The organism is Parabacteroides caeci (assembly GCF_023656795.1).
Lineage (GTDB): Bacteria > Bacteroidota > Bacteroidia > Bacteroidales > Tannerellaceae > Parabacteroides > Parabacteroides segnis.
This window is the reverse complement of the sequence record NZ_JAMOKT010000083.1, coordinates 1-25,051: the sequence shown is the minus strand read 5'-3', so window position 1 is coordinate 25,051 and position 25,051 is coordinate 1. Positions and strand designations below refer to the sequence as shown.

General features: G+C 44.3%; 16 protein-coding genes and 1 pseudogene. 12 read left to right on the top strand and 5 right to left on the bottom strand.

The annotated features are described in order from the left end of the window. Window positions 1–95: 95 nt before the first annotated feature. From NBH15_RS26195 to NBH15_RS26185, 3 genes are read right to left on the bottom strand one after another with little or no spacing between them, the layout of a single operon-like run. Window positions 96–1,016 carry a serine O-acetyltransferase gene (locus NBH15_RS26195; RefSeq protein ID WP_250823970.1) on the bottom strand — a complete coding sequence of 307 codons (921 nt, stop codon included), beginning with the start codon at window positions 1,014–1,016 and terminating at the stop codon, window positions 96–98. A 59-nt stretch (window positions 1,017–1,075) separates the two neighbouring features. Then, window positions 1,076–1,543, bottom strand: a complete 468-nt coding sequence (locus NBH15_RS26190; protein ID WP_244050535.1) for a hypothetical protein — start codon at window positions 1,541–1,543, stop codon at window positions 1,076–1,078. A 20-nt stretch (window positions 1,544–1,563) separates the two neighbouring features. Then, window positions 1,564–2,040 (bottom strand): pyridoxamine 5'-phosphate oxidase family protein, encoded by a 477-nt coding sequence (locus NBH15_RS26185; RefSeq protein ID WP_250823969.1) that lies wholly within the window; start codon window positions 2,038–2,040, stop codon window positions 1,564–1,566. Window positions 2,041–3,911: 1,871 nt separating this feature from the next. On the opposite strand from NBH15_RS26185, the gene NBH15_RS26180 reads away from it, so the two are divergent. Further along, window positions 3,912–5,735, top strand: coding sequence for a heparinase II/III domain-containing protein (locus tag NBH15_RS26180; RefSeq protein WP_128135113.1), 1,824 nt, complete (start codon window positions 3,912–3,914; stop codon window positions 5,733–5,735). A 3-nt stretch (window positions 5,736–5,738) separates the two neighbouring features. On the opposite strand, the gene NBH15_RS26175 is transcribed toward NBH15_RS26180, so the two are convergent. Beyond that, on the bottom strand, window positions 5,739–7,136 hold the full coding sequence (locus NBH15_RS26175) for a phosphatase PAP2 family protein (RefSeq protein ID WP_128135112.1): 1,398 nt from the start codon (window positions 7,134–7,136) through the stop codon (window positions 5,739–5,741). 238 nt (window positions 7,137–7,374) lie between these two features. On the opposite strand from NBH15_RS26175, the gene NBH15_RS26170 reads away from it, so the two are divergent. From NBH15_RS26170 to NBH15_RS26160, 3 genes are read left to right on the top strand one after another with little or no spacing between them, the layout of a single operon-like run. Further along, complete coding sequence (locus NBH15_RS26170; protein WP_009860315.1) at window positions 7,375–8,100, top strand: succinate dehydrogenase/fumarate reductase cytochrome b subunit; 726 nt, start codon at window positions 7,375–7,377, stop codon at window positions 8,098–8,100. 33 nt (window positions 8,101–8,133) lie between these two features. Further along, the gene (locus NBH15_RS26165) at window positions 8,134–10,077 is read left to right on the top strand and encodes a fumarate reductase/succinate dehydrogenase flavoprotein subunit (protein ID WP_250823968.1); all 1,944 of its coding nucleotides are present in this window, start codon (window positions 8,134–8,136) and stop codon (window positions 10,075–10,077) included. A gap of 27 nt (window positions 10,078–10,104) precedes the next feature. After that, window positions 10,105–10,860, top strand: a complete 756-nt coding sequence (locus tag NBH15_RS26160) for a succinate dehydrogenase/fumarate reductase iron-sulfur subunit (protein WP_009860313.1) — start codon at window positions 10,105–10,107, stop codon at window positions 10,858–10,860. A gap of 299 nt (window positions 10,861–11,159) precedes the next feature. On the opposite strand, the gene NBH15_RS26155 is transcribed toward NBH15_RS26160, so the two are convergent. Further along, window positions 11,160–12,005 carry a helix-turn-helix domain-containing protein gene (locus tag NBH15_RS26155; protein ID WP_128135109.1) on the bottom strand — a complete coding sequence of 282 codons (846 nt, stop codon included), beginning with the start codon at window positions 12,003–12,005 and terminating at the stop codon, window positions 11,160–11,162. 240 nt (window positions 12,006–12,245) lie between these two features. Between NBH15_RS26155 and NBH15_RS26150 the strand changes: the two genes are divergently transcribed. The 8 genes and pseudogenes from NBH15_RS26150 (at window position 12,246) to NBH15_RS26115 (ending at window position 24,952) form a co-directional block, all read left to right on the top strand. Continuing rightward, window positions 12,246–13,460 (top strand): radical SAM protein, encoded by a 1,215-nt coding sequence (locus NBH15_RS26150; protein ID WP_128135108.1) that lies wholly within the window; start codon window positions 12,246–12,248, stop codon window positions 13,458–13,460. A 183-nt stretch (window positions 13,461–13,643) separates the two neighbouring features. After that, entirely contained in the window at window positions 13,644–14,228 is a 585-nt protein-coding gene (locus NBH15_RS26145) for a DUF417 family protein (protein ID WP_186959496.1), read from the top strand. 475 nt (window positions 14,229–14,703) lie between these two features. Beyond that, window positions 14,704–15,048, top strand: a pseudogene (locus tag NBH15_RS26140) (LytR/AlgR family response regulator transcription factor); the annotation flags it as partial. Between the two features lie 334 nt (window positions 15,049–15,382). Then, on the top strand, window positions 15,383–16,279 hold the full coding sequence (locus tag NBH15_RS26135; RefSeq protein ID WP_250823966.1) for a hypothetical protein: 897 nt from the start codon (window positions 15,383–15,385) through the stop codon (window positions 16,277–16,279). Window positions 16,280–16,457: 178 nt separating this feature from the next. Continuing rightward, entirely contained in the window at window positions 16,458–18,662 is a 2,205-nt protein-coding gene (locus tag NBH15_RS26130) for an alpha-galactosidase (protein ID WP_250823965.1), read from the top strand. 25 nt (window positions 18,663–18,687) lie between these two features. Continuing rightward, on the top strand, window positions 18,688–20,685 hold the full coding sequence (locus tag NBH15_RS26125) for an alpha-galactosidase (protein WP_250823964.1): 1,998 nt from the start codon (window positions 18,688–18,690) through the stop codon (window positions 20,683–20,685). Window positions 20,686–20,707: 22 nt separating this feature from the next. Beyond that, window positions 20,708–23,800, top strand: coding sequence for a SusC/RagA family TonB-linked outer membrane protein (locus NBH15_RS26120; RefSeq protein WP_250823963.1), 3,093 nt, complete (start codon window positions 20,708–20,710; stop codon window positions 23,798–23,800). 21 nt (window positions 23,801–23,821) lie between these two features. Continuing rightward, window positions 23,822–24,952 carry a RagB/SusD family nutrient uptake outer membrane protein gene (locus NBH15_RS26115; RefSeq protein WP_250823962.1) on the top strand — a complete coding sequence of 377 codons (1,131 nt, stop codon included), beginning with the start codon at window positions 23,822–23,824 and terminating at the stop codon, window positions 24,950–24,952. Window positions 24,953–25,051 lie beyond the last annotated feature (99 nt).

Sequence of the window (25,051 nt, the reverse complement as noted above, 5' to 3'; positions counted from 1 at the left end):
GCGTCTAAAGTAAGAGCTACCAAAGGGCTGTTGGTACACTCCTTTGGAAAATTGGCAATTGCTCTACTTTCTTATGTTAATTTTTAATCTTTGAATCAGGTCGCCAACTCCTGATTCGCATTAGTTACTTTATTTTGTGTAATGACAGCACCGGGGGGAACATCTCCGGTGATCCAGACGTTGCCACATATCGTGGCGCCTTTGCCGATGCGTATTTTTCCCAATAGCGTCGCATTGGAGTAGACAGTCACATTGTCTTCCAGGATGGGATGGCGGGGGATGCCGCGGATCGCGTTCCCGTTCTCATCGGGCGGCAGCTTTTCTCCGGCAAGGCTGACACCCTGGAAGATGCGTACGTTATTCCCGATCACACTGGTTTCGCCGATCACGGTACCCGTACCGTGGTCGATAGAGAAATAATGTCCTATCTGAGCTCCCGGATGAATGTCGATACCGGTTTCGGAATGAGCCATTTCGGTGATCATCCGGGGTATAAAAGGAACGCCCAGCTTATAAAGCTGGTGCGCTATACGATAATTGCCTATTGCCCGGAAGCCCGGGTAACAGAAGATAACTTCATTGATGTTTTGTGCTGCCGGATCGCCGTTGTAGGCGGCTTCGGCATCGGTGGCAAGCAGACAGCGCATTTCCGGCAGTGTGGAAATGAATGCTTCGGAAAGTTTTTTTGCCTGGCTGAGGATCTGCTCTTCCGCACAGGAAGTACAGTTGGTGTCGGCCAGGCAAAGGCCCGCATAGATTTGACGGCTGAGCAGCTCGTGCAACTTTTCAATATTGACCCCGGTATGGAAACGGATCGTCTGTGTACTGATCCGCGCATTCCCGTAATAGCCTGGAAACAGGATTGCACGGCACAAGTCGATGATCTCCTCCAGTACTTCACCTGAAGGCAATGCCTCTTCATCGCGGTAGGCATGAAACAGTTGTTTGTATGAACATTCGTCCGACAGCTTTTCTACTGTTTCATTCAATACCTTGCTATGCTTTTGCAATCCCATTATTTTGAAAGTCTTATTTTGGGCAAAAGTACATTAAATATCTGATATATGTGTACTTTTTAATATGTTAAAACTGCTTTGAAGTGCGTTTCAGGCGGCCGTTGATCAGTAAAGAAGTCGGAGAATGTCACCTTGAAGATGAGGAAACCGTCACGGGTGTAATCACATGAATAGGTTTCTGTCCATAAGATACTGTTATCCTTTGCATCTCTTCGGTGTACGGGATTTGGCAGTGCTGTTTGTGCTTCTGCATCATCATCAAAATCCAAATACATATAGGTCGTTATTAACCCCTTGCGATAAGTATCTGTATACAAGCTCATATCCTGATCGTCAATCCTGTATTCATAGATATAAATCGGATCCTTATTCTCGTTGTAGACCAATTCCCAATCACTCGATTTGACTTTTATATCCTCCTTTATCCACCATTCGGTAATACCGCCATCTTGTCCCGGAGGTCCCATCGGTCCTTCGCATGAAGCGAACAGGAACACCATTAAAAATATTGCTAACAGATTCTTCATAAATTTATTCTCTTAAATGTTTAGTATTTCTTGTGCGGTGCCCCGAACTCTTTGCATGTTACTTCATCGAGGTCTACCAGCCATATTTTTACGTTTTTCACAGCCGGGTCGGAATAACGGAATTCCTTGTTCGAATACTGTTTCATAATTATATCCAGCGCTTCCGTTTTCTTGTCGAAGTCTTCTTCAAACCGCACTTCGCCCCATGCGATAACGCTTTTGGAACGCATACGGTAACTGCAAGCCACCTCGGGATGCTGGAATACCAGATCATGGTCGGTGCTGAAGGTGATGCAAACCTTCGGGTTACGTTCCAGGATTGAGATACTTCGGCCTTCCTGCGCTGAATGTAAATAGATAACACCGTTCCGATAGCCAAAGTTCATGGGAATAACGTAAGGCGTACCATCCGTATCAGCCAGTCCGACGAAACAGACATCGCAACTGCGGATAATTTCCTCGATATGTTCTTTCTCTGTATGTACCAGTGTCTTCATTACTATTTTTAATTATGCTTTTGCAAACATAGTAAAAAAGTTCAACTTCTCGGACTTACTTCTGCGACTAATTCTTTCTTTTTTAAATATAAATGAGAATAACAGTCCCCCCAAGATCGTTCATGACTAAAAATTAGACTTCTTAATTGGCAAATAGCTAGAAAAAATTGAGCTATCCAACTGTCAAAGTGACTCATCTGTTACAGGTTCATTTGCCGTCTGCTTTAGCTGACGGTTTATAAGCAGGTTCTTTTTTGGCTTTAGCCACATTTCTCTCAGATAGAAAGCTTTAAGAAATGGGACTAAAGTCCAAAGAGATAGATTCTTTACTAGTCCGTCAGCTAAAGCAGACGGCAAATAGACCTGTAATAGTCAAGTGAGGTTGATGACAGGATAGTTCATATCTGATAATAAATGAAGCATTTACAACTGATAAATTCTGAACTAAGTGAATTCCGTGAACAGGTAAATAAGTCTTCTATCTGCTATTTGCACCAAACGGGAGTTAATATGCTGGGAATATACCATATACAAGATGGCGGGTGTTCCTTGTAAACTGTTGTGCACGATAGTTGTATCGGCGTGGTGAACTTGTCACTGTGTGTTCTCTCGTAGGTTACTGGCGATTATCTCAAAAGCGACTACCAACTAACTCATTAGTAGTTAGTTGGTATTACTAGCCTGTGCAGGGTAACCAACTACGGTGTACAGGGTAACCGGATAAGGTGTACACCCTAACCGACTAGGGTGTACAGGGTAGCTTTACCAGGTAAGGGCTTAAGATACAATAGGTAAGTGGGTATGTAATAGTTCCTCCTTTATCTATTTATAAGAAATGAAAGAACTAATTTAAAAAGTCACATTGCCGGATGAAAGGCAATGATAACTGATGCCGGCATTGCCGGAACGAAATGAGATTCATTTTTAACCTCCGTCGAGCGAAGCCTGCGCTGTATAAATCGCCCCCCCAATAAAGTTTTCAAATTTCACCTTTCAGATTTCATTGCACATAATTACTTGAAAAATAACGGATCAGCCTGAAGGGTGCCTTATACAAGAAGTAGATTCCGATAAGTAGGCATCCGTTTGCCAACCAATAGTTATCCGTTCGTCAACCCCTAGTTATCTATTTGCCGGCGGGAAGTTATCCGTCCCAAAAGTATAGGTGTTCCGAATTGTCAAGACAGCTTTTTGGATGACAAAGTTTATATGTTTGAAAACAAAAGTCTTATATTTTGTCGGCAGCTATTTAACCTTGAATTCTCGTATACATTTTTTGCAGTTTCATCCCTTCAGCCGGATGCATTGAAAAATACTCTATCCAGGGCATCTGAAAGCTGAAAGCAATAACATGCAATTCATAAGGAGAGCGAATCAGATAACAAACAGGCTTATATTTACGCTCTTGTATTTGATTCCGGGAATAGCTGTTTCCCAATTATAGAAATAATTGAGCTATCTGCTAATTATAGGATGAACCAATTAGTGACGGTGACTTCAGGCTGTAGGCCTGTAACAAACCAGCCCAGGGTTCTAACCCTGGGTTCCCTTGAATCCTTCTCTTTCTGAGGCACCCTGTAGGGGTGCGACAAGACGAAAAAGGTTGATATTTAGCTTGTCCCGCCCTTACAGGGCGGAAAGGCAGGAGCGAGTTTTCATAAACCTAGGGTTAGAACCCTGGGCTGGTTTGTTAAAGCCTTACAGGCTTACATTGACACCGTAAGAGCGGTTCGCGAACCGCACCTACCAACGACGCTACATTCAAATTTGATAATTATTGAAACACTCACATCTGATAAAATGTAAACTAAACCTTCTCCCTTTCCGGGCGATTTCCTATATTTGTAATTCCAATTAAATATAATACCTGTATGAATAAAACTATCCTGCTTGTTGTGTTTTGCTTTTTCTTGTTCGTTTCGGGGTATTCACAGGGAATACGCTTTGATTCTTACCCTTCTCATCCCCGGTTGCTGGTAAAGAAAGGAGAGGAGCAAAAGATTAAATCCGATCTGGCTCTTAATCCGGAAATGCTCCGGTTGCATAACTATCTTCTCAAGCAATGCGACGAACTGATCACGACGCCTGTGCTGGCATATAAAAAGGAAGGGAAACGTTTGCTGGCCGTATCGCGTGAAGCCTTGCGGCGTATCTTCTATCTTTCATATGCTTACCGGATGACAGGAGAGGATAAGTATCGTTTGCGGGCAGAGCAGGAGATGATTGCCGTGTGTTCGTTTGCCGATTGGAACCCGTCCCATTTTCTGGATACGGGCGAAATGACTATGGCTGTTGCAATCGGTTATGACTGGTTGTTCGATTGGTTATCTCCGGATACCCGGAGGCTGGTGCAGGAGGCTGTTCTGAATAAAGGATTTGCTCCGTCGAGGGATAAAAAATATAACTGGTTTCTGAGAGCGACCAATAACTGGAACCAGGTCTGTAATGCCGGGCTGGTTTACGGTGCGCTGGCTGTGTTGGAAGATCATCCGGAAGAGGCCCGTGAAATCATTGAACGTGCTTTATCTACAGTCGGTCTGACTTTGAAAGGCTATGCTCCCGATGGTGCTTATCCCGAAGGATATAATTATTGGGGATACGGGACTACCTTCCAGGTTCTTTTGAATGCAGCGTTGGAATCCGCCCTGGGGACTGACAGCGGCCTTTCTTCGGCTGAAGGTTTTCTGGCTTCTGCCCGTTTTATGCAGTTTATGACCGGGACGACCGGTAAATGCTTTAACTTCAGCGATTCCCGCGAGAGTGTCTTTGCTTTGCCGGCTATGTACTGGTTTGCCGACAAGCTGCAAGATCCTACACTGCTTTGGAATGAAAAGGATATGCTGAGTCGGGCGGAGTTGTCCTTTTCGGATGAGGAGAGCCGTTTCCTTCCGTTGATTCCGATTTATGGTTCTCAATATAAAATGAATGAACTGGCGCCTCCTTCCATGAAATTGTGGGCGGCAAACGGACAGACGCCTGTCGTGCTGGTCCGTACGGGATGGGAAAATGGAGAAGGTTTCTATCTGGGAATAAAAGGCGGAACGGCTTCGACCAGCCATGCCCATATGGATGCCGGATCGTTCGTTTTCGACGCTTTGGGTGTTCGCTGGGTGCAGGACCTGGGACTGCAGGAATATTATTCGCTGGAAAAGGAAAATGTAGATTTATGGAACATGTCGCAGAACGGGCAGCGCTGGAATGTGTTCCGTTATAATAACCTGGCACATAATACGCTGACTGTAAATGGCAAATACCATGATGTGAAAGGTTTTGTACCTGTGACAAATATCTATTCGGAAGCGCATAAACTCGGAGCCTCTCTGAATATGACGGGCTTGTTCGGCGGAGAATTGGAAAATGCCGTCCGTGAAGTTGCTCTGATCAATGAAAAATATCTGTCGGTGATTGATCGTGTAAAGGCTGGCAGTCAACCGGTAACTGTCAGATGGACGATTGTGACCGGGGCCATTCCCCGTGTATTGGACAGTCATATGGTGGAACTGACAAAAGATGGCAAATGTATGCAACTGATCGTCGATAGTCCATCCGTAACTTCTGTGTCCGTCCTTGATAATGTATCGAAGAATAGTTATGATGCTTCCAATGAGGGAACCTGCCGTATCATTTTCGATGTAAATCTGGAAAGCGGGCAGGAGAGCGATATTAAAGTCCGGCTGGTTCCTGCTGCTGACTGATAATTACCAGAACAGTGCCGTCACCGTTGCGCCAATCGTAAAATAGTGCATTTTGTGCTTGCTTAAATGGCTCTCGCCGTAGACTGGTTGGCTGTCCCTGAGGCTGGTTAAGATTTCGTAAGGTGCTTTCAGGAACGTATAATCGTAATCTACGAACATACGGATACCCAGGTTGCGGTTGACAATTCCGGTCGCTGAAATGCCTGTACGTAAAACGTAGTTACTGCTGCCGTTGCCTTTCATGAAAGCAATATTATTTATGGTTCCGTATGGGGCCTGCTTTTCCTGTAAGTCCATTTCCACTTCATTTTTCACCAGATAGGAATATCCGGCCTGGAACTTTGTTCCTAAAAGCAATTTACTAGCCACTGGTAACGAAAAATAAGGCCCTGCCGTAAAAGTAAAAACACCGGTCGGATCGGCATGGACGCGGGTGATGTCATATCTGGTCGAAGGGGTTGTTCCTGTATATAGCGACATGTCGAATGCCATCGGACTTGCCAGCGCTGTTATTTCGCCGCCGATACCGAAATAAGGATTGAAGAAGTAACCGCCTTTTACGCTGACATTGGTTGCTCCCGGCGAGCTCAGGCGTATATTTTTTCCGATCTCTATACTTCCGTTGATGATGCTGTATCCAAAAGAGAATTCGAGGAATGACGGGCGTCCTCCTTTGGGGGCAGACTCTTTGAGCTTGTCAGGGAGATTCAAGCCTTTGTCCTTGAAGATAAGGTCTGCCAGAAAATATCCCAACTCTGTGGATAAAATACCGATACCGGCACCGGTCAGTACGTCGCTCAGCCAGTGGCGGTTGTTCAATTGTCGGCTGAAAGCAGTGGCTGTGGCCACTGTATATCCCCCGATACTATATAACGGACTGCGTGTCAAGCCATATTCCCGGTGCATGATGGTGGCGGCCATGAAAGCGGTTGCCGTGTGTCCCGAAGGGAAAGAGTTGTTCTTTGAGCCGTCGGGACGTTCCCGTTTGATCGTATATTTCATGCTGTTGACGGTAGCGGCCATGATCGTTGCCGAAAAAGCGTTCGATACGATCATCCGGGGCCATGAACTGCGGTTTTCCATACCGCCGAGCTTCATCCCGTAAACGGCAAGTAGCGGAGTATATTGCAGGAAATCATCGTATCTGTAATGGAAGTTGGGGGTATGCGTATTGCGCAATGTCCGGAATTTATCACCCTGTCCATATGTTATGGCAGAAATGGCAAAAAGAGGAACAGGGATACGCAGCATCTGGTATACTTTATTCTCTGATATTTTGTTGTAAGTGGTTTCAAATTGGCGTTCTTTATTTATGAATCTCGTACTATCTTTCCACTGAGCACAAACAGACGGTATAAAAATCATCATAAATAAGAAGCTCAGCATTTTACGTTGTAACATACGATCCCCTGATTATGCCGCGAAGATATAAAAATGCCGGTTAGTACTGATTACATTTCTGTTAATTTATTTATTGAATAGGATTTACCGTTTATCCCTCCTGAAATGTATAGGTTTGATTGACGAAATATTTCTTTAATCGTTTGCGTGATACGTGTATTTAGCATACCTTTGCCTGATAATTGAGTATACTGATATGAATTTCTAAAAACAATTAAATAACTTAAATTATTATCTTATGTGGTTACTTAATTCTTCTATCGGGAAGAAGCTGATAATGAGTGTATCAGGCCTTTTTCTTGTTTTGTTCTTATTGTTCCACTTGTCAATGAATGTGGCGGCTGCTTTTTCGGGAGAAGCCTATAACATGATTTGTTCATTGTTGGGAGCAAATTGGTATGCCGTGGCAGCAACATTGGTGCTGGCTGCAGGCGTTGTGATTCACTTTGTGTATGCTGTCCTCCTTACACTGCAAAACCGTAAGGCTCGCGGTAACGACCGTTATGCAATTAACGCTCGTCCGAAAGGTGTGGAATGGGCATCTCAGAACATGCTGGTACTGGGTATTATCATTATCCTGTTCATGGTGTTGCACTTCAGCCAGTTCTGGTATAAGATGATGTTCGCCGAACTCCTTGGCAATCACATGGTAACACTTTGCGACGGAACAACAACCGTATCTCCTCAGGACGGTGCAGCGTTTATCAACTACTATTTTCAGGGTAATATCCTGAATACAGTGCTGTATCTGGTATGGTACGTAGCTTTGTGGTTCCACCTGACTCACGGGTTCTGGAGCGCTATTCAGACTATCGGTTGGAGTAACACGATCTGGATGAACCGTTGGATCTGCATTTCCAAGATTGTAGCAACCGTTATTTGCGTAGTGTTTGCTATCATTACTATCGTTTTCTACCTGAATGGTGTAGGTGGTGACTATGTAGCTGTTTGTGCAGGACATTAATTTAAGGTGTAACAATATTGAAAATAAATCATTATGACTCAAATAGATTCTAAAATCCCTCAGGGCCCGTTGGCTGAGAAGTGGAAAAATTATAAAGATCATCAGAAACTGGTGAACCCCGCAAACAAACGTCGTCTGGACGTGATTGTAGTTGGTACTGGTCTGGCCGGTGCTTCTGCTGCTGCCTCTTTGGCAGAAATGGGATTCAACGTATTGAACTTCTGTATCCAGGATTCTCCCCGTCGCGCACACTCAATCGCTGCACAGGGTGGTATCAATGCTGCAAAGAATTATCAGAATGATGGTGACTCTGTTTACCGTCTGTTCTACGATACAATCAAAGGTGGTGACTATCGTGCCCGCGAAGCAAACGTTTATCGTCTGGCTGAAGTTTCCAACTCTATTATCGACCAGTGCGTAGCACAGGGTGTTCCTTTCGCTCGCGAATACGGTGGTCTGCTGGATAACCGTTCGTTCGGTGGTGCTCAGGTATCTCGTACGTTCTATGCCCGCGGTCAGACCGGACAGCAGCTGTTGCTGGGTGCTTACTCTGCTTTGAGCCGTATGATCGGTTTGAACAAAGTAAAGATGTATACCCGCCACGAAATGCTGGACGTTGTGAAGGTGGATGGCCGTGCCCGCGGTATCATTGCACGTAACCTGATCACAGGTCAGATCGAACGTTTCTCTGCTCATGCTGTAGTTGTTGCAACAGGTGGTTATGTAAATACTTTCTTCCTGTCAACTAACGCGATGGCTTCCAACGGCTCTGCTGCATGGCAGTGCTACAAGAAAGGTGCTTACTTCGCTAACCCTTGTATGGTGCAGATCCACCCGACTTGTGTACCGGTGAAAGGTGACTATCAGTCTAAGCTGACTTTGATGTCTGAATCATTGCGTAACGACGGTCGTATCTGGGTTCCGAAGAAACTGGAAGATGCAAAAGCATTACAGGCTGGAACTAAGAAAGGTAAAGACATTCCTGAAGCAGACCGCGACTACTATCTGGAACGCCGTTATCCGGCATTCGGTAACCTGGTTCCGCGTGACGTGGCTTCACGTGCCGCTAAAGAACGTTGCGACGCCGGTTTCGGTGTGAACAACACAGGTCTGGCCGTGTTCCTCGACTTCTCCGATGCTATCAACCGTCTGGGTAAAGAGGTTGTAAAAGCTAAATATGGTAACTTGTTCGACATGTACGAAGAAATTACCAACGACGATCCATATGAAACTCCGATGATGATTTATCCTGCATTGCACTACTCGATGGGTGGTCTGTGGGTTGACTATGAATTGATGACTTCTATTCCGGGTCTGTTCGCTATCGGTGAAGCTAACTTCTCTGATCACGGAGCTAACCGTCTGGGTGCTTCTGCGTTGATGCAGGGATTGGCCGATGGCTACTTTGTATTGCCTTATACAATCCAGAACTATCTGTCCGACCAGATCCAGGTTCCGCGTTTCAGTACCGACCTGCCTGAGTTTGCAGAAGCTGAAAAGGGTATCAAAGACCGCATCAAGAAATTGATGAGTATCAAGGGTAAAGAGTCGGTAGATTCTATCCATAAGAAACTGGGTCATATCATGTGGGAACATGTAGGTATGGCACGTGATGCAAAAGGTTTGCAGGAAGCTATCCAGATGTTGAAAGAGTTGAAGAAAGAGTTCTGGAGTAATGTATATATTCCGGGTGAAGCCGATAACCTGAACGTAGAGTTGGATAAGGCATTGCGTTTGGCTGACTTTATTGAGATTGGTACATTGATGGCACACGATGCATTGGACCGTGCCGAATCTTGTGGAGGACACTTCCGTACAGAGCACCAGACCGAGGAAGGCGAAGCCCTGCGTCATGACGATAAGTTCATGTACGTATCTTGTTGGGAATACCAGGGTGAAGACAAAGACCCGGTTATGCTGAAGGAAGATTTGAACTATCAGTTCGTTGTTCCTCAAACACGTAACTACAAGAAGTAATAATCATCAATCACAAAAATTAGAATCATGGATAAAGATATAAAAGTAACACTTAAAGTTTGGCGTCAGAAAAGTCCGAAAGATAAAGGACAATTTGAGACTTACCAAATAGACAAAATCAATCAGAGTGTTTCTTTCCTGGAAATGTTAGACATTTTGAATGAACGTTTGGTCAGTGAAGGTAAAGAGCCGATCGTATTCGATCACGACTGTCGTGAAGGTATCTGCGGTATGTGTTCTTTGTATGTAAACGGACATCCGCACGGACCTGCAACCGGCGCAACTACTTGCCAGCTTTATATGCGTCGTTTCAATGATGGTGAAACTATTACAATTGAACCGTGGCGTTCAGCCGGTTTCCCGGTAATCCGCGACTTGATGGTAGACCGTTATGCTTACGATAAAATTATCCAGGCAGGTGGTTTCGTATCAGTGAACACAGGTGGTGTACCTGATGCCAATTCAATCGCTATTCCTCGTGCAGATGCTGAAATGGCTATGGATGCTGCTGCATGTATCGGTTGCGGTGCTTGTGCTGCTGCTTGTAAGAACGGTTCGGCTATGCTGTTCGTTTCTGCAAAGGTGAGCCAGTTGGCTCTGTTGCCTCAGGGTAAGGTAGAAGCTGCTCGTCGTGCAAAAGCAATGGTTGCCAAGATGGACGAACTGGGCTTCGGTAACTGTACCAACACACGTGCTTGCGAAATGGAATGTCCGAAGAACATCTCTGTCAGTAACATCGCCCGTTTGAACCGCGAGTTCATCTGTGCTAAATTGCAAGACTAATATACATTATATATATGTATGTCCGGAGAGGCGTTGCTTATGGCGGCGCCTCTTCTTTTTTGCCCCTATTTTAACATTTCTGAAGTCATAGATAAATATCTTGAATGTTGTTAGTGTTTCTTATATGCTATACAACACTAATTAGCATTTTAACTATTGACAAGTTGGAGAATACCTGTATCTTTGTACTGTGGTTTTTTCATAATAGTATTAGATTTAAGGTTAACAAAGTTGGTTAGGGCTTGTCGTGAGACAGGCTTTAATTGTTTATAGGGGTTTGCGTCCGGCATATCCCTTTTTTAGCTCTCCCTGTATTCCTGCGGAGTCATTCCTACATGTTGCCGGAAATATTTGTTGAAGAACGAAAGGTTGTCGAAGCCCAGGGCGAATGCAATCTTCTTGACCGGCATATCGGTCGATTTAAGCTGTGCTTTGGCATCCATAATGATGATATTGCTCAGGATATCCAATGCAGTCCGCCCGCTGACCTTTTTTATCACATAACAGAAATGCTGCAAGGTGATGTTAAGCCTTTTGGCGTAATAAGACACGCTATGCTCTTTCGTGTAGTTCTCCATCGCCAGCTGTACGAACTCCCGGCATATTTCCATATTACGCGTCATGGGAGCATTGCTATATGGCGTATGATTCCTGTATAATTCAATAACCCCTTGCATGAAGATGGTGAAGACTGCTTTGATGATCTCCTTATTTTCGATGGTTTTAGGCATGGAATAAGCATTGATCAGCAAATCGAAAGCCTGTTGGTAGAGTAAGGATATATGCTCTGGCAGAGGCATGATCGGACTGTCGAATATGACAGGCAGATAGTTCGTAATCGTCTTTATATAATTGATATGGCTGACGAATACGGAAGAAAAGCCTGCAAAACAGAGTTTTACATCATCAGAAACCTCATGTATCTGAATGAAACAACCCGGGGGCAAGGTGACAAAGTCGTTTTTCCGGATGGTAAACTCAGTTAAGTTTACAGTCGCATGGACTGTCCCTTGTACGCAAAGCACGAATATACCCGCCTTGATCTTGCACGGGAAACGTCCGTACTGGTTCAGTATTTCACCTGTAATACTGTTTCCTACAATAAAATCTACCGGGAGGTCGAATTTAGGAATATTGTCTTCCATACTTTTATATACACTTAATTGAATATACAAAGATAGTTTTTTTGAGACAAGTTAGTCGATAATCTTAAATATAGAACATCGAATCCCACAAATGGAGATTGTTTTGTGCTATATAATAGTTGAAATTTGCGAATGTTTTCAAGTCTTGCTGATAGATTTGTTGGGATGGTATATATTTGTCTATCTGCTGAATAAGATATGGGAGCTAATACTAATAGAGAAATCTAATCGATAATAACAATGAGTACGAAAAGAACAAAGAGCTCTTTCAGGACAATGAGCACAAACAGAAAATTAGAATCTGTTTTCCTGTTTGTCACAGGACGGTGTAATGCCAAATGTAAAATGTGTTTCTATGCAGAAGACATGGATAAAAAGGAGAAAGACCTGACTTTTGAAGAAATCAAGACAATCTCCGAAACAGCCGGGCAGTTCAACCGTTTGTGGGTATCCGGCGGTGAACCGACACTGCGTGAGGAGTTACCTGAAATTATTGAAATGTTCTACAAGAATAACGAGATAAAGGATGTGAATATCCCTACCAACGGATTGAAGCCTGACCGGATCGTCGCCTGGGTAAAACAGATCCGCCAGAATTGTCCGGAACTGAATATCAACCTAAGCCTTTCATTGGACGGTTTCGGCGATACGCATGATATACAGCGCGGAGTGCCCGGCAATTTCTACAAAGCAATGGGGACACTGAAGCTGATCGAAAAAAACTTTGCTGACGACGGCAGGGTTTTGAAAAACCTGGCAACCGTAATTACCAAATATAACGAGAATGAAGTCGAGGATCTGATGATATGGATGCTGGGACGTTTCCATCTTTCCAATCATATTATCGAAGCTGCACGCGGCATGACCCGCGACGACGGAGTGAAAGTTCTTACCGAGCCTACTTTACGCGCCTTGCAGGATAAGGTTGTTCCTATTTATAATGTATATGGGGAGCGTATGGCGGAGGAAACCGGTGGTTTCAGAAAACCTATCGCCCGTTTCTTCTACCTGGGTTTCATACGTACATTATATAATGTACGTGCGACCAATATCGATCATCCGACCCCCTGGGGCATGGATTGTACGGCCGGCGAAACAACATTGGTAATAGACTATGACGGCCGTTTCCGTGCCTGCGAACTTCGTGAACCGCTCGGCAATGTCAAGGATTATGACTGTAATATCGCAAAGATTATGGAGAGCGATGCCATGAAGCAGGAGATTGCCGCTATCGGTCATGGCGATACCGCTAACTGCTGGTGTACGCATGGGTGTTGGATCACTTCATCGCTTGTTTTCAACCCTCGCAAGATGATTACGCAGGTCTATAAAGGATACCGGGAGATGAAGAAGCTGAACCGTCCTCTGAATATCAGTGAAGACCTTTTGCAGAGCATCGAACGCAAATATGCCTTGGACGAACAGAAACTGGTGGAGCTGGGAATTCGTAATTAAAATAGTTCCGATAACGGATCATTTATAAAGATAAAGCCGGTTGACGGGAAATATACCTCTGTTAACCGGCTTTATTGTGTTTTAGGGGATAATTGTCAAATTATCCGGTAGAATTGCCATTTCCCATAGGGGAAAAATGTCGGATCTTTGCATCATAAGTTAAACTGATAAACAAAGAAAGACATGACTACTAAATTAAAAGATTTATTCGACACATTTCTGAACATTGCAGCTTCTTCACAGAAACTGGGTATTAACTTGATCCGCGTAGCTATCCTGATTATATTCGTATGGATCGGCGGACTGAAGTTTTGGAACTATGAGGCGGAAGGGATCGTCCCCTTTGTGGCAAACAGTCCGTTTATGAGCTTTTTCTATGCAAAGAGTGCACCGGAATACAAAGAATATAAGTTAAAAGAAGGTGAATTTAATGAAGCTAAGCATCAGTGGCATGTAGAAAACAATACCTATATTTTTTCACATGGACTAGGCATTATGATTATGGCGATCGGTATCCTGACTTTCCTGGGTATATTCTCACCGAAAATCGGACTGGTAGGTGCCGGACTGGCTATAATTATGACTATAGGGACCCTCTCTTTTCTTGTCACTACCCCTGAAGTATGGGTGCCGGATTTGGGTAGCGGCGAACATGGCTTTCCTCTATTGACAGGAGCAGGCCGGCTAGTAATAAAAGATACGGCAATCATAGCCGGAGCGATCGTGGTATTGTCCGACTGTGCACAACGTATATTGAAGAAGAAATAGGAACAAAAAGTGTTTATTTTAACACTTTGGAAGTAAAAAACAAACATATTGAACCTTGTTAGCTTTTCTTATAGTGTATGAAACACCATTTAGCATTAAACCTCTTGACAGGTTAGGATTAAGCAGTATATTTGCATCGTGGTTTTTTCATAATAGTATTAGATTTAAGGTTAACAAAGTTTGATTAGGGCTTGTCGTGAGACAGGCTTTAATTGTTTATAGAGGTTTGCATCCCGAAATGCAAGCCTTTTTTCTTTTAAATATGGCATTCTCTGAAAAATAAGTTTATCCGGATAGGATGGATTGGTTTGCATCTACCATTCCGTTTCGTATTCTGTTGGGTTTGCTGGGATGGATTATTTTGGCCCAGTGGTATTATATCCGTTGGAAGGAGTTGCAGATGGAGATACAGGAGGAACAGAGAAAAGAAGAAAGGGAAGAAGAAAATGTTCCGGCGGAAACAGGCGTATCGTCACCGGAAGAGGAAGCAATACTGGATCGCATCTCTGTGAAGGATGGCAGCCGTATCCATCTGATCCACCTGGAGGAGTTACTTTATATTCAGGCCAGCGGTGACTATGTGGCACTCTTCACGACCGACGGGCAGTATATAAAAGATCAGACAATGAAATATTTTGAATCGCATCTGCCGGCAAACCTGTTTATCCGTATTCACCGTTCCTGTATCGTTAATAGTGAGCAGATCATGCGTGTGGAACTGTTCGGAAAGGAAAGTTACCAGGTTCGTCTTAAAACAGGGGTCTGTCTGCGTGCTAGTCTGACCGGATACAAGTTGCTTAAAGAACGTCTTTCTCTATAGATTTGGCTGTTTTAACTGTTAAAATTAGCAGTTTTTGTCTGTATTGTATAAAGTTTTGTGTTCGGAAACAATTTTTAGCTACAATGCCCGAAAGGCTTAACATATATTGTCTGTAAAAGACTTGACAAACGCTTGTTTCAGGCTTATCTTTGTACTATGGTTTTTTCATAATAGTATTAGATTTAAGGTTAACAAAGTTGGTTAGGGCTTGTCGTGAGACAGGCTTTAATTGTTTATAGGGGTTTCTTTTATCCCTTTCATCTTTATTTTGCCTTTGACATTGTTATTGACTTTCATCAATAATTACAGAAAACCAAAAAAGTTGAGGGAACTAATGCAGACGGTTTTGATGCGTTACGAATGGGATGGTCCTATCAATCAAACCGGACGGTTGCAGTTGGAATGCAGGAAGGACCATTTTCTGTTTAGAACGGAAGTTTTGCAGCAAATGAATCCCAAAGGGCGTAATGTGTCTTTGATTTTCATATCCGTCCCTTTTTATGTGCCGGTGGAAATAGAGAATGTATACGGCGATGATATAATTGCTTATCTGAAAGGCAAGTCTCTTTTTGTGATTGAGCCAGATATGGCTTGTTTGGGAATGTCGTTTGAAATGTTCCGGAAACTGGATTTGCGTGAAGATATTGATCAGTTGATTTATGTGATGAAACGTTTTTCCCTTCGTCCCGGAACACTCTTCAAGGCGCAGGATATAACTTTGAAAGTTCCTGAAACACTGGAAATACAGGCGCTATTCGTTTTCGGTCAAAAAATAGACCAAAGGTTTCTGAATTGGGCTAACCTGATGCTTGATGCCGGATTTGTGAGTGAGAATATGAAAATTATGGCTGAACAAGCATCTCTGACTCTCCCTAAAAAAGAATTGAAGAAAAGAGTGGAGGTGATTTTCCTGGAGTTTAATTTGTATTTCTCTAAAGAGACTGCATTAAATAATTATTTGATATTCCTTATACTGGAAGAACAGGAAGAACGAAGGTCTGTTGGGGAGATTATACAATGTTTGGCCAGTCTCTATCAATCTTCCAGGCTGCCTCTATTGCAAGAATATGATCTGTTATATAAGGCTAAAAGGACATTGGATGAAACAGGAGAACAGAAGTTCTGGACGGCAGACCCGCTTTTGACGGTCGATAATGTGGATACTTATATATTAACCTATTTGACCAGAAGGCTAGCTGACTTGATAGCCTCTCGAGAAAAGGATCAGTGATCGATCATCCCTTTGTAACAGATGCGTCAAAAAATGACGTAAATGTTGCATTTTTATTAAACCTCTATGAATTAAGCGCATAATTACAAATAATTGGCGAGTTCGTGCTTTTTGTGCTATTGTTTATTGATTTAGTTTGCACCATCAACCTTGAATAAGTAAAATAAATTTGATAGACATGAAAGCACTATTGTTAACTGTTGCCCTGCTGCTGGGGTGCGTAACCGTTTCCTCACAGGATAAAGATACGGGGATAATTACCGTTTCTACAAACGATCTGAGTATGGTCTTTTCTATCTCTCCGGATAAGAAAGTAGTGTATAACTATTTTGGTGATAAATTCCAGGACGTTTCCCCTTTCCTTCATAAGAAGTATAAAGAACAACCGGATAACGGAATCGGTTATGCTCCGGTAATCTATCCGGCTTACGGAGGACGTTTTTTCCTGAATCCGGCATTGAAATTGACCCATGACGACGGTGTTCAGACAACCGAATTAATATATGCAGCTCATCAGGTAAAGAATATAGATAATAATAGAATAGAAACAGTGATACAATTGAAAGATCCTTTGTATCCGGTTTTCGTTAACCTGAACTTTACGGCTTATCAGAAAGAAAATGTAATCTGTCAGTCAGTCTCCATATCCCATCAGGAGAAAAACAAGCTGGCTGTCGAGAATATTGCCTCCGCTTATCTTCCCCTACACGCAGATTCTTATTATCTGACCCATTTCCACGGAGCCTGGGCTTCCGAAATGCAACTGGTAGAAGAACAACTGACACCGGGTGTAAAACGGGTGGAATCCAAGAAGGGGATACGTACTACCCAGTCTGAAAACTCTTCTTTCCTGCTTTCCCTGAATGGCCCTGCCAATGAAGACAGGGGCGAAGTGTATGCCGGCTCCCTGGCCTGGTCGGGTAACTATCTGTCTTCCTTTGAGATTGACGAATGCGGTTTGCTGCACGTCATGAGCGGGATGAATGATTTTGCCTCTACTTATAATCTGGAACCGGGTAAAACGTTGCAGACTCCGGAAATGGTCTGGACATACAGCTCTACCGGTAAGGGACAGGTATCAAGAAACCTGCACGACTGGTCGCGTAACTATGCATTGGCCCATGGAGATCAGGAATTGCCTATTGTCCTGAATAGCTGGGAAGGCGCTTATTTCGATTTTAATGAAAAAACGATTACGGATATGATCGATGACGCCGCTGCTTTCGGTGTTGAAATGTTCGTGCTCGATGACGGATGGTTCGGAAATAAGTATCCCCGTAATTCGGATAAGGTCAGTCTGGGAGACTGGCAGGTCAATAAAAAGAAACTGCCGCGCGGAATAGATTATCTGGCTAAATATGCGGTAGGAAAAGGTCTTAAATTCGGTATCTGGATTGAGCCTGAAATGGTAAGCCCTAAAAGCGAACTGGCAGAGAAGCATCCGGAATGGATCGTCAAGAGCGGTAAACGTGATATAATCCCGATGCGTAACCAGTGGTTACTCGATTTGAGTAATCCGGAGGTACAGGACTTTGTCGTAAAGACATTTGATGAAGTGATCGCTTTGTCTCCTGATATTTCTTATATAAAATGGGATGCCAACCGCCATGTCGACAATTTCGGTTCTGATTATCTTTCTAAAGAAGACCAGACTCATTTCTGGATCGAATATACAAAAGGGCTGTACAGTGCTTACGAACGGATTCGTACAAAACATCCGGATGTTCTTATCCAGTTGTGTTCTTCGGGTGGCGGCCGTCTCGACTTCGGTGCGTTGAAATATCATGACGAGTTCTGGGCTAGCGATAATACCAATTCGCTCGACCGTATATTTATCCAATACAGCACAAATCTTTTCTTCCCGGCAAAGGCTACGGCCGCCCATGTTTCGACTACTCCGAATCATCAGACGGGAATGATGGCGCCGCTGAAGTTTCGTTTTGATGTGGCGATGACAGGCCGTCTGGGTATGGAGCTGCAACCCAAAGACCTGACCGGCGACGAACTACCTTTCGCTGAGCAAGCTATAAAGAATTATAAACGTATCCGCCCGATCGTACAGTTCGGAGACCTCTATCGCCTGAAATCTCCTTACGATGGAACCGGCTGGGCTTCACATATGTATATATCTAAGGATAAAAAGGAATCGGTATTTTTTGCTTATAGCCTGAAATACCACGGACGTACAACATTCTTTGAGACCAGATTGAAAGGACTGGACCCGGCTAAAATGTATAAGATCACTGAGTTGAACAAAGCCGGGAACAGCACCTTCTATGGCGACGGTCAGGTTTTCCCCGGTGATTATCTGATGAAAGCCGGAATCAGCCTGACGATAGGGAATACTTATGAAAGTACTGTTCTGCTGATTACGGAGCAATGAAAACACACACATAAATTATCAATACATGAAACTCATCAATTTAAATCTGCTGCTATTGCTCGCCCTGCTTGTATCCTGCGGCGAACCATCCGTTTCTTCGGGAAAGTGGACGGTTAGCTATGACCAGGTGCAGAAAGGCCATCGCATCGAAAAGGAGAATCAGCTTCTTTCCGATGGGGTTTACGCCTCCTACAAGTTGGGTGATAAGTTGGTCACGACCCGTGACTACAAAAAGAGCAGTTCGAAAGTCACCGCTATCAGCGATGCTTTCGGCCAGGGTTCATTGTTGCAGGTGACCTACACGGATAGCAACCTGCCTACGCTTGTACAGTCTTTCTACATCTATCCGGAGAAAGATTATCTGCTGACGGAATTTACTCTTCAGGGAGGAGCCGCTGACGTTGAATCGAATTATATGGCCCCGGTTACTATCGACCGCATGCCGGCCGTGTTGGCTGAAGGCGATAACCGCGCGTTATTCCAGCCTTTCGATAACGATTGCTGGATACGTTATCAGTCTCATCCGCTCACTTTCGATCAATTACGTAGCTATGAAGTAGCGACTGTCTTCAATAATGACGACCGTAAAGGTTTTGTCATCGGTTCAGTGGAACACTCCGACTGGAAGACCGGCATCGATATGGGGAAAGGCGACCGTAATAATATCGGTTCATTGGTTTGCTTCGGTGGCGTTGCCGATTCGTTAACACGCGATTCAAAGGCACACGGTGCTTTGAATGGAAAAGTGGTAAAGTCTCCTAAGGTATTTTTTGGTATCTTCAACGACTGGCGTGCCGGACTGGAAGAGTATGGAAAAGCGAATGCGGTGGTTGCCCCTGTAAAGAGATGGCCGGGTGCCGTTACCTTTGGTTGGAACAGCTGGGGCGCGTTACAGTTCAGGCTGAATCATCAGAATGCAATTGAAGTATCCGACTTTTTCAAAGAAAACCTGCAAAATAACCATTTCGTCAATACAGACGGGAATGTGACGATCGGTCTCGATTCAGGCTGGAACAGTTTCACGGAAGAAGAGTTGAAAGACTTCGTAAATCATTGTACTGCCAACGGCCAGATTCCCGGTGTGTACTGGACGCCTTTCACCGATTGGGGAAAACATCCCGAACGGACGATCAAAGACGCTCCTGACTATAAATACCAGGATGTCTACCTCTACGCCAACGGTCAGCCGCAGGAACTGGACGGTGCTTATGCCATCGACCCGACCCATCCGGCTATCGAGGAGATGATGAAGAAAACATCCGATCTTTTCCGTCGTTGCGGTTTCAAGTATGTAAAGATGGACTTTATGACGCATGGTGCGATGGAAGCCGACAAATGGTATAACCCGGAAATCCGTACAGGTATCCAGGGATATAATTACGGTATGCAGTTGTTGAATAAGTATTTCGGTGATATGTATCTTAACTTATCCATCTCGCCTGTATTCCCGGCCCATTATGCCAACTCACGCCGTATCGCCTGTGATGCCTGGAACAAGATCAAGGATACCGAGTATACGCTGAATGCCCTTTCTTACGGATGGTGGCAGGATGAGGTGTATCAGTATAATGATGCCGACCACCTGGTGCTGCGCGAAGCTACCGAAGGCGAAAACCGTGCCCGTATCACTTCCGGCGCCATTACCGGACTTTATATCGTTGGCGACGATTTCAGCAAAGGCGGCAAACAGATCGACAAGGATCGTGCCTTGAAATTCCTGACTAACCCGGAAGTGAATGCCGTAGCCAGAGGTATTTCTTTCTCTCCGGTAGAAGGAAACGGTGAAAAATCGGAACATCAATTTATTCATCATGATGCAGATGGTACATCTTATTTTGCTATCTTCAATTATTCTGAAGATGAGATGAATACTTCTATTTCACTGGAACGTATGGGACTTGACCCTGCGGCTAACTACCGGGCAAAAGAGCTCTGGAGTGGAAATGAACAGCCGGTAAAGGAAAAACTAACAGTAACGGTTCCCGCCAAGGATGCGTTGCTTTATAAAATCAGAAACAACTAAATGTTCTTTAAATTTATCAATTATGAAACAGATCAAGCTTTTTAGTATTTTGATGATGCTTGTGTTATGCTGCGGTACCGTTTTCGCACAAGGCATAACGATAACAGGTACAATCACCGACGCTAAAACGTCGGAGTCGCTCCCGGGAGCGAGCGTTGTTCTCAAGGGAACAACGCAAGGGACTATATCGGATATGGATGGAAAATATTCCATCTCTGCAACACCAGGCGCCACACTGGTGATCAGCTATATCGGATATGACACCAAAGAAGTAAAAGTTGGAAACCAGAATGTTATTAACGTAACTCTTTCGGAAGACTCGCAATCCATCGACGAAGTTGTGATTGTAGGTGCTTCCATGAAGAAAAGCGACCTGACCGGTGCTATCTCCCATGTCGACGCCAAGGTGTTGGAGGAAAGACCGGTAACAACCGTCAACGAGGCCCTTCAGGGACGTGTTGCCGGTGTATTGATCACCAAGGGAACCCGTCCGGGCGACGATTCCAGCATCAAGATCCGTGGTGTGAATACGATTAACTCAGGTTCGGACCCTATCTACGTTGTCGATGGTTTGGTGATGGGCAATGGTTATGGTGGTTTTAATGCGATCAATGTAAACGATGTCGCTTCGGTACAGGTATTGAAAGATGCCTCGGCTACGGCTCTTTACGGTTCGCGTGGTGCTAATGGTGTGGTTCTTATCACGACCAAGAAAGGTAAGATTGGCGAAGGACGCGTAACCTATGACGGATGGGTGGGGTTCTCTAAAATCACCCAGCGTCCGAAGACGCTGGATGCACAGCAATTATTCGACCTGCGTGTGGATGCTTTTGCCAATGGTTACATGCATGATAATCCAACGGCAAACCGTCAGGATTATATCGACAATACGCTGATGAAAACCAATACGGCTTTCTCCGACGCTGAATTTGAAACGTATCGTTCGGGCAAGAGCTACAACTGGCTCGACGAAGTAATCAGCAGCGGTTTCCAGCAGAATCATTCTGTTAGCTTCTCCAATGCAACGGAAAAGAATAACATCTACATCAGTTTCGATTATGCCAATATCGACGGATTGATCGGTGATTCAAAAGAAAAGAAATATTCCGGCCGTATCAATGCCGAATCTGTGATCAAACCGTGGTTAAAGGTCGGTACGAACTCTTCTTTCTCACGTACGGAAAACAATTTGCCGACAGACGACGTGTACGACAAGGCGCTGAACGCAAACCCGTTGCTGAATCCGGAACCATTCCGCGATCCGTCGACCCGTTATACCTGGGATTATCTGACACTGTATTACCGTGTCCACAATGAAGGAAACAACAACGATTATAACCCGTTCAACTCACAGGAAGTGGCCCGCGAACGTGCCCGTAACCGTTTCCTTTCATCCAATTACATCAACATCAACCCGATTGAAGGACTGAATATCCGTTCAACTTTCGCGCTGGACGTTTCTTCACAGACATGGTTCGAATATACACCGAGCTACATCCAGGAAGCGATCCGCCATTATAACGGTGATGCAAGAGCAAAACATGAAAGATGGTCACAGCTGAACTGGCAGTGGGATAACACGATCACTTACGATAAGACGATCAACAAACACCGCATGAACTTCCTGTTCGGTACAAGTACGACTAAGAATACCGAAAACTATACAAAAGCGCAGGGCGACCGTTTCGCCAGCGACGACCTGTTGTGGAACGACCTGAAAGGTGCTGCCGCTAACGATAAGAAAGAACTCGATTCAGACTTTAAAGGCAATACGTTGGTATCTGTCCTGGGTAGAGTGAATTATAATTATGATATGCGTTACTATCTGACAGCGACGGCCCGTTACGACGGTTCTTCGAAGTTTGCCAAAGACCATCGCTGGGGTATTCTTCCTTCCTTCTCTGCTGCCTGGGATGTGACGAATGAAGCGTTTATGGAAGACCAGACAATCTTCGACCGCTTGAAAATGCGTGTCGGTTATGGTGTGGTTGGTAACCAGGATATCGAAAACTATGCGTATCGTACGCTTTATTTCTCTTCTGTCAGCAATGGGGAAGCATCTTACGCAACCAGCGGTTTGAGAGGTACGCCTGCCATTACCTGGGAGAAACAGAAACAAACGAATATCGGTGTCGATATGGCTTTCCTGAACGATCGTTTGAACGTTTCTCTGGACGGGTTCTTTATCAAGAATGATAACTTGTTGATGAAGCATTCCCTACCGTTGACTTCCGGTTACAGCGAAACATGGGAAAACATCGGTTCTGTAAAGAACAAAGGTTTCGAAGCGACTATCAACGCAACACCGATCCAGACAAAAGACTTCACATGGAATGTGAATGCGAATATCTCTTTCGACAAGAACGAAGTATCGAAACTGTATGGTGAAGTAAAGGAAATCCTGAACGGTTCCGACCGTGAGAAGAACATCTTCCTGGGCGAATCGCTGAATAACATTTATACTTATAAAACAGGCGGTATCGCCAATGAATCGAACCGCAGCGAATGGGAAAATATAGATTTCAATGGTAAGCATGTCAGCTTGGGTGATTTGTTCCCATTGGATGTTTCCGGTCCTGACGGTGTGCCCGACGGCGTAGTTGACCAGCTTGACCGCGTAGTGGTGGGTAAGAAAGACCCGAAATTCTACGGTGGATTTGCAACAGATTTCAACTATAAAGGTATCACTCTGAATGCTGTTTTCAATTATTCTTACGGAGCGAAGAAGATCAGTTCTTATTATGAAACATTGATCAACAGTACAGGTACAAGCATGGCTTCCGAAGATTTGCTGAATCGTTGGACACCGGAAAATACAGGAGCCTCCGTTCCTCGCGTGATCGCCAATACCAGCAGCGGCTACAACCGTTACAACCCGTCGGATATGGATTACACGATCCAGAATGCATCTTATCTGCGTTTGTCTACCCTGACATTGGCTTATTCATTCCCGAAGCCTCTGTTGAGCCAGATCAAAGTGGAAAACCTGCGTGTTTACTTCACTGCATCCAACTTGTTCTGTATCACTAAATACAAAGGATTCGATCCTGAAACAGGTGACTACGGTTATCCTCCGACAAAGATGTATGTATTAGGTTTGAACTTTAGTTTTTAATGGAATAAATAGGAAACAATTATGAAAAAGAGATATAATTTAATCGGATTACTGGCTTTGGCGCTTACTGCCGGGATCACCACATCTTGTTCCGATTTCCTGACACAGGAGAACAAGAAAGCACTGACAGAAGAACAGATCTATTCGGATGTCGAGTTTATCGAACTGAATCTGAAAGGTATATACAACACCTGGCGTGATAACACCCGCCAGGATGAACGGGCCTGGTTCCTGATGACCGGTACTGACGAAATCCAACGGGGAGCCCTCCAGAATAAAGGAGGCGGTGAAGGCGCGGCAATGGACCGTTACGATGCTAATATGAATTCATTGCATAGTAAGGTAAAAGATCAGTGGAACAAACGTTTCCCGATTGTTACTGCCGCTGCCAAGATTATCCGTGCATTGGATACTCCTGAACTGGTTGAAGGTTCGAAAGAAGCCGAACTCTTGGGTGAAGCCTGTTTCGTCCGTGGTTTTGTCGATTATGAACTGGCTATGTACTGGGGTGAAATTCCTATCATCGACCTGGATAAGCTGGAAGAAACGGGTTATGGCCGGCAGCCGCTGACCGATGTATGGCAATTCATTATCAACGACCTGGAAAAGGCTGCTAAGTATGCTCCGAAAACCAATACCGCCGGTCGTGCTACTTCCGGTGCCGGTTACACTATGCTGGGTAAAGCCTATATGTCTGCTCCGGTTGAAACAGGGCTCCGTGACTTCAATAAGGCAAAGGAATGCTTTGAAGCGGTAATAGGTATGGGATACCAACTGGTTCCTTATGCCGATCTGTGGAATTACGAAAAACCGAATACAACCGAATCTATCTATGAATTTCAGTTCAATAATAACCCGAACCGTAATCAGATTCAGTTTCAGATCGGCTCGCGTGTAGCGCAGAACTGGTGGACCGATGGTTGTTATTTTGCTGGCTACGACCATGTAGTTGTTACTGAATATGCTTATGAAACCGTAGAGAACGGCGGTATTTGGGAAGACGGCGATGTTCGTAAAGAAGAAAGTATCCGCTACGATTTCACTTATTATGGCGAAGTTCCCAACTATGAATGTGTTGCCTGGGAAGACCTGGGTGAAGACCATGATGAGTTGAAACCGCATGTAAAAAAATACCTTAGTTTTGGCAGATAGAATTTCGATAAGATAAAAAAGATAGATTTGTAATATGTCAAACCATTGAAAGAAAGGAAGACAAAGAGTGAACCAGTAAAAAAATGGAATAAGATTCAT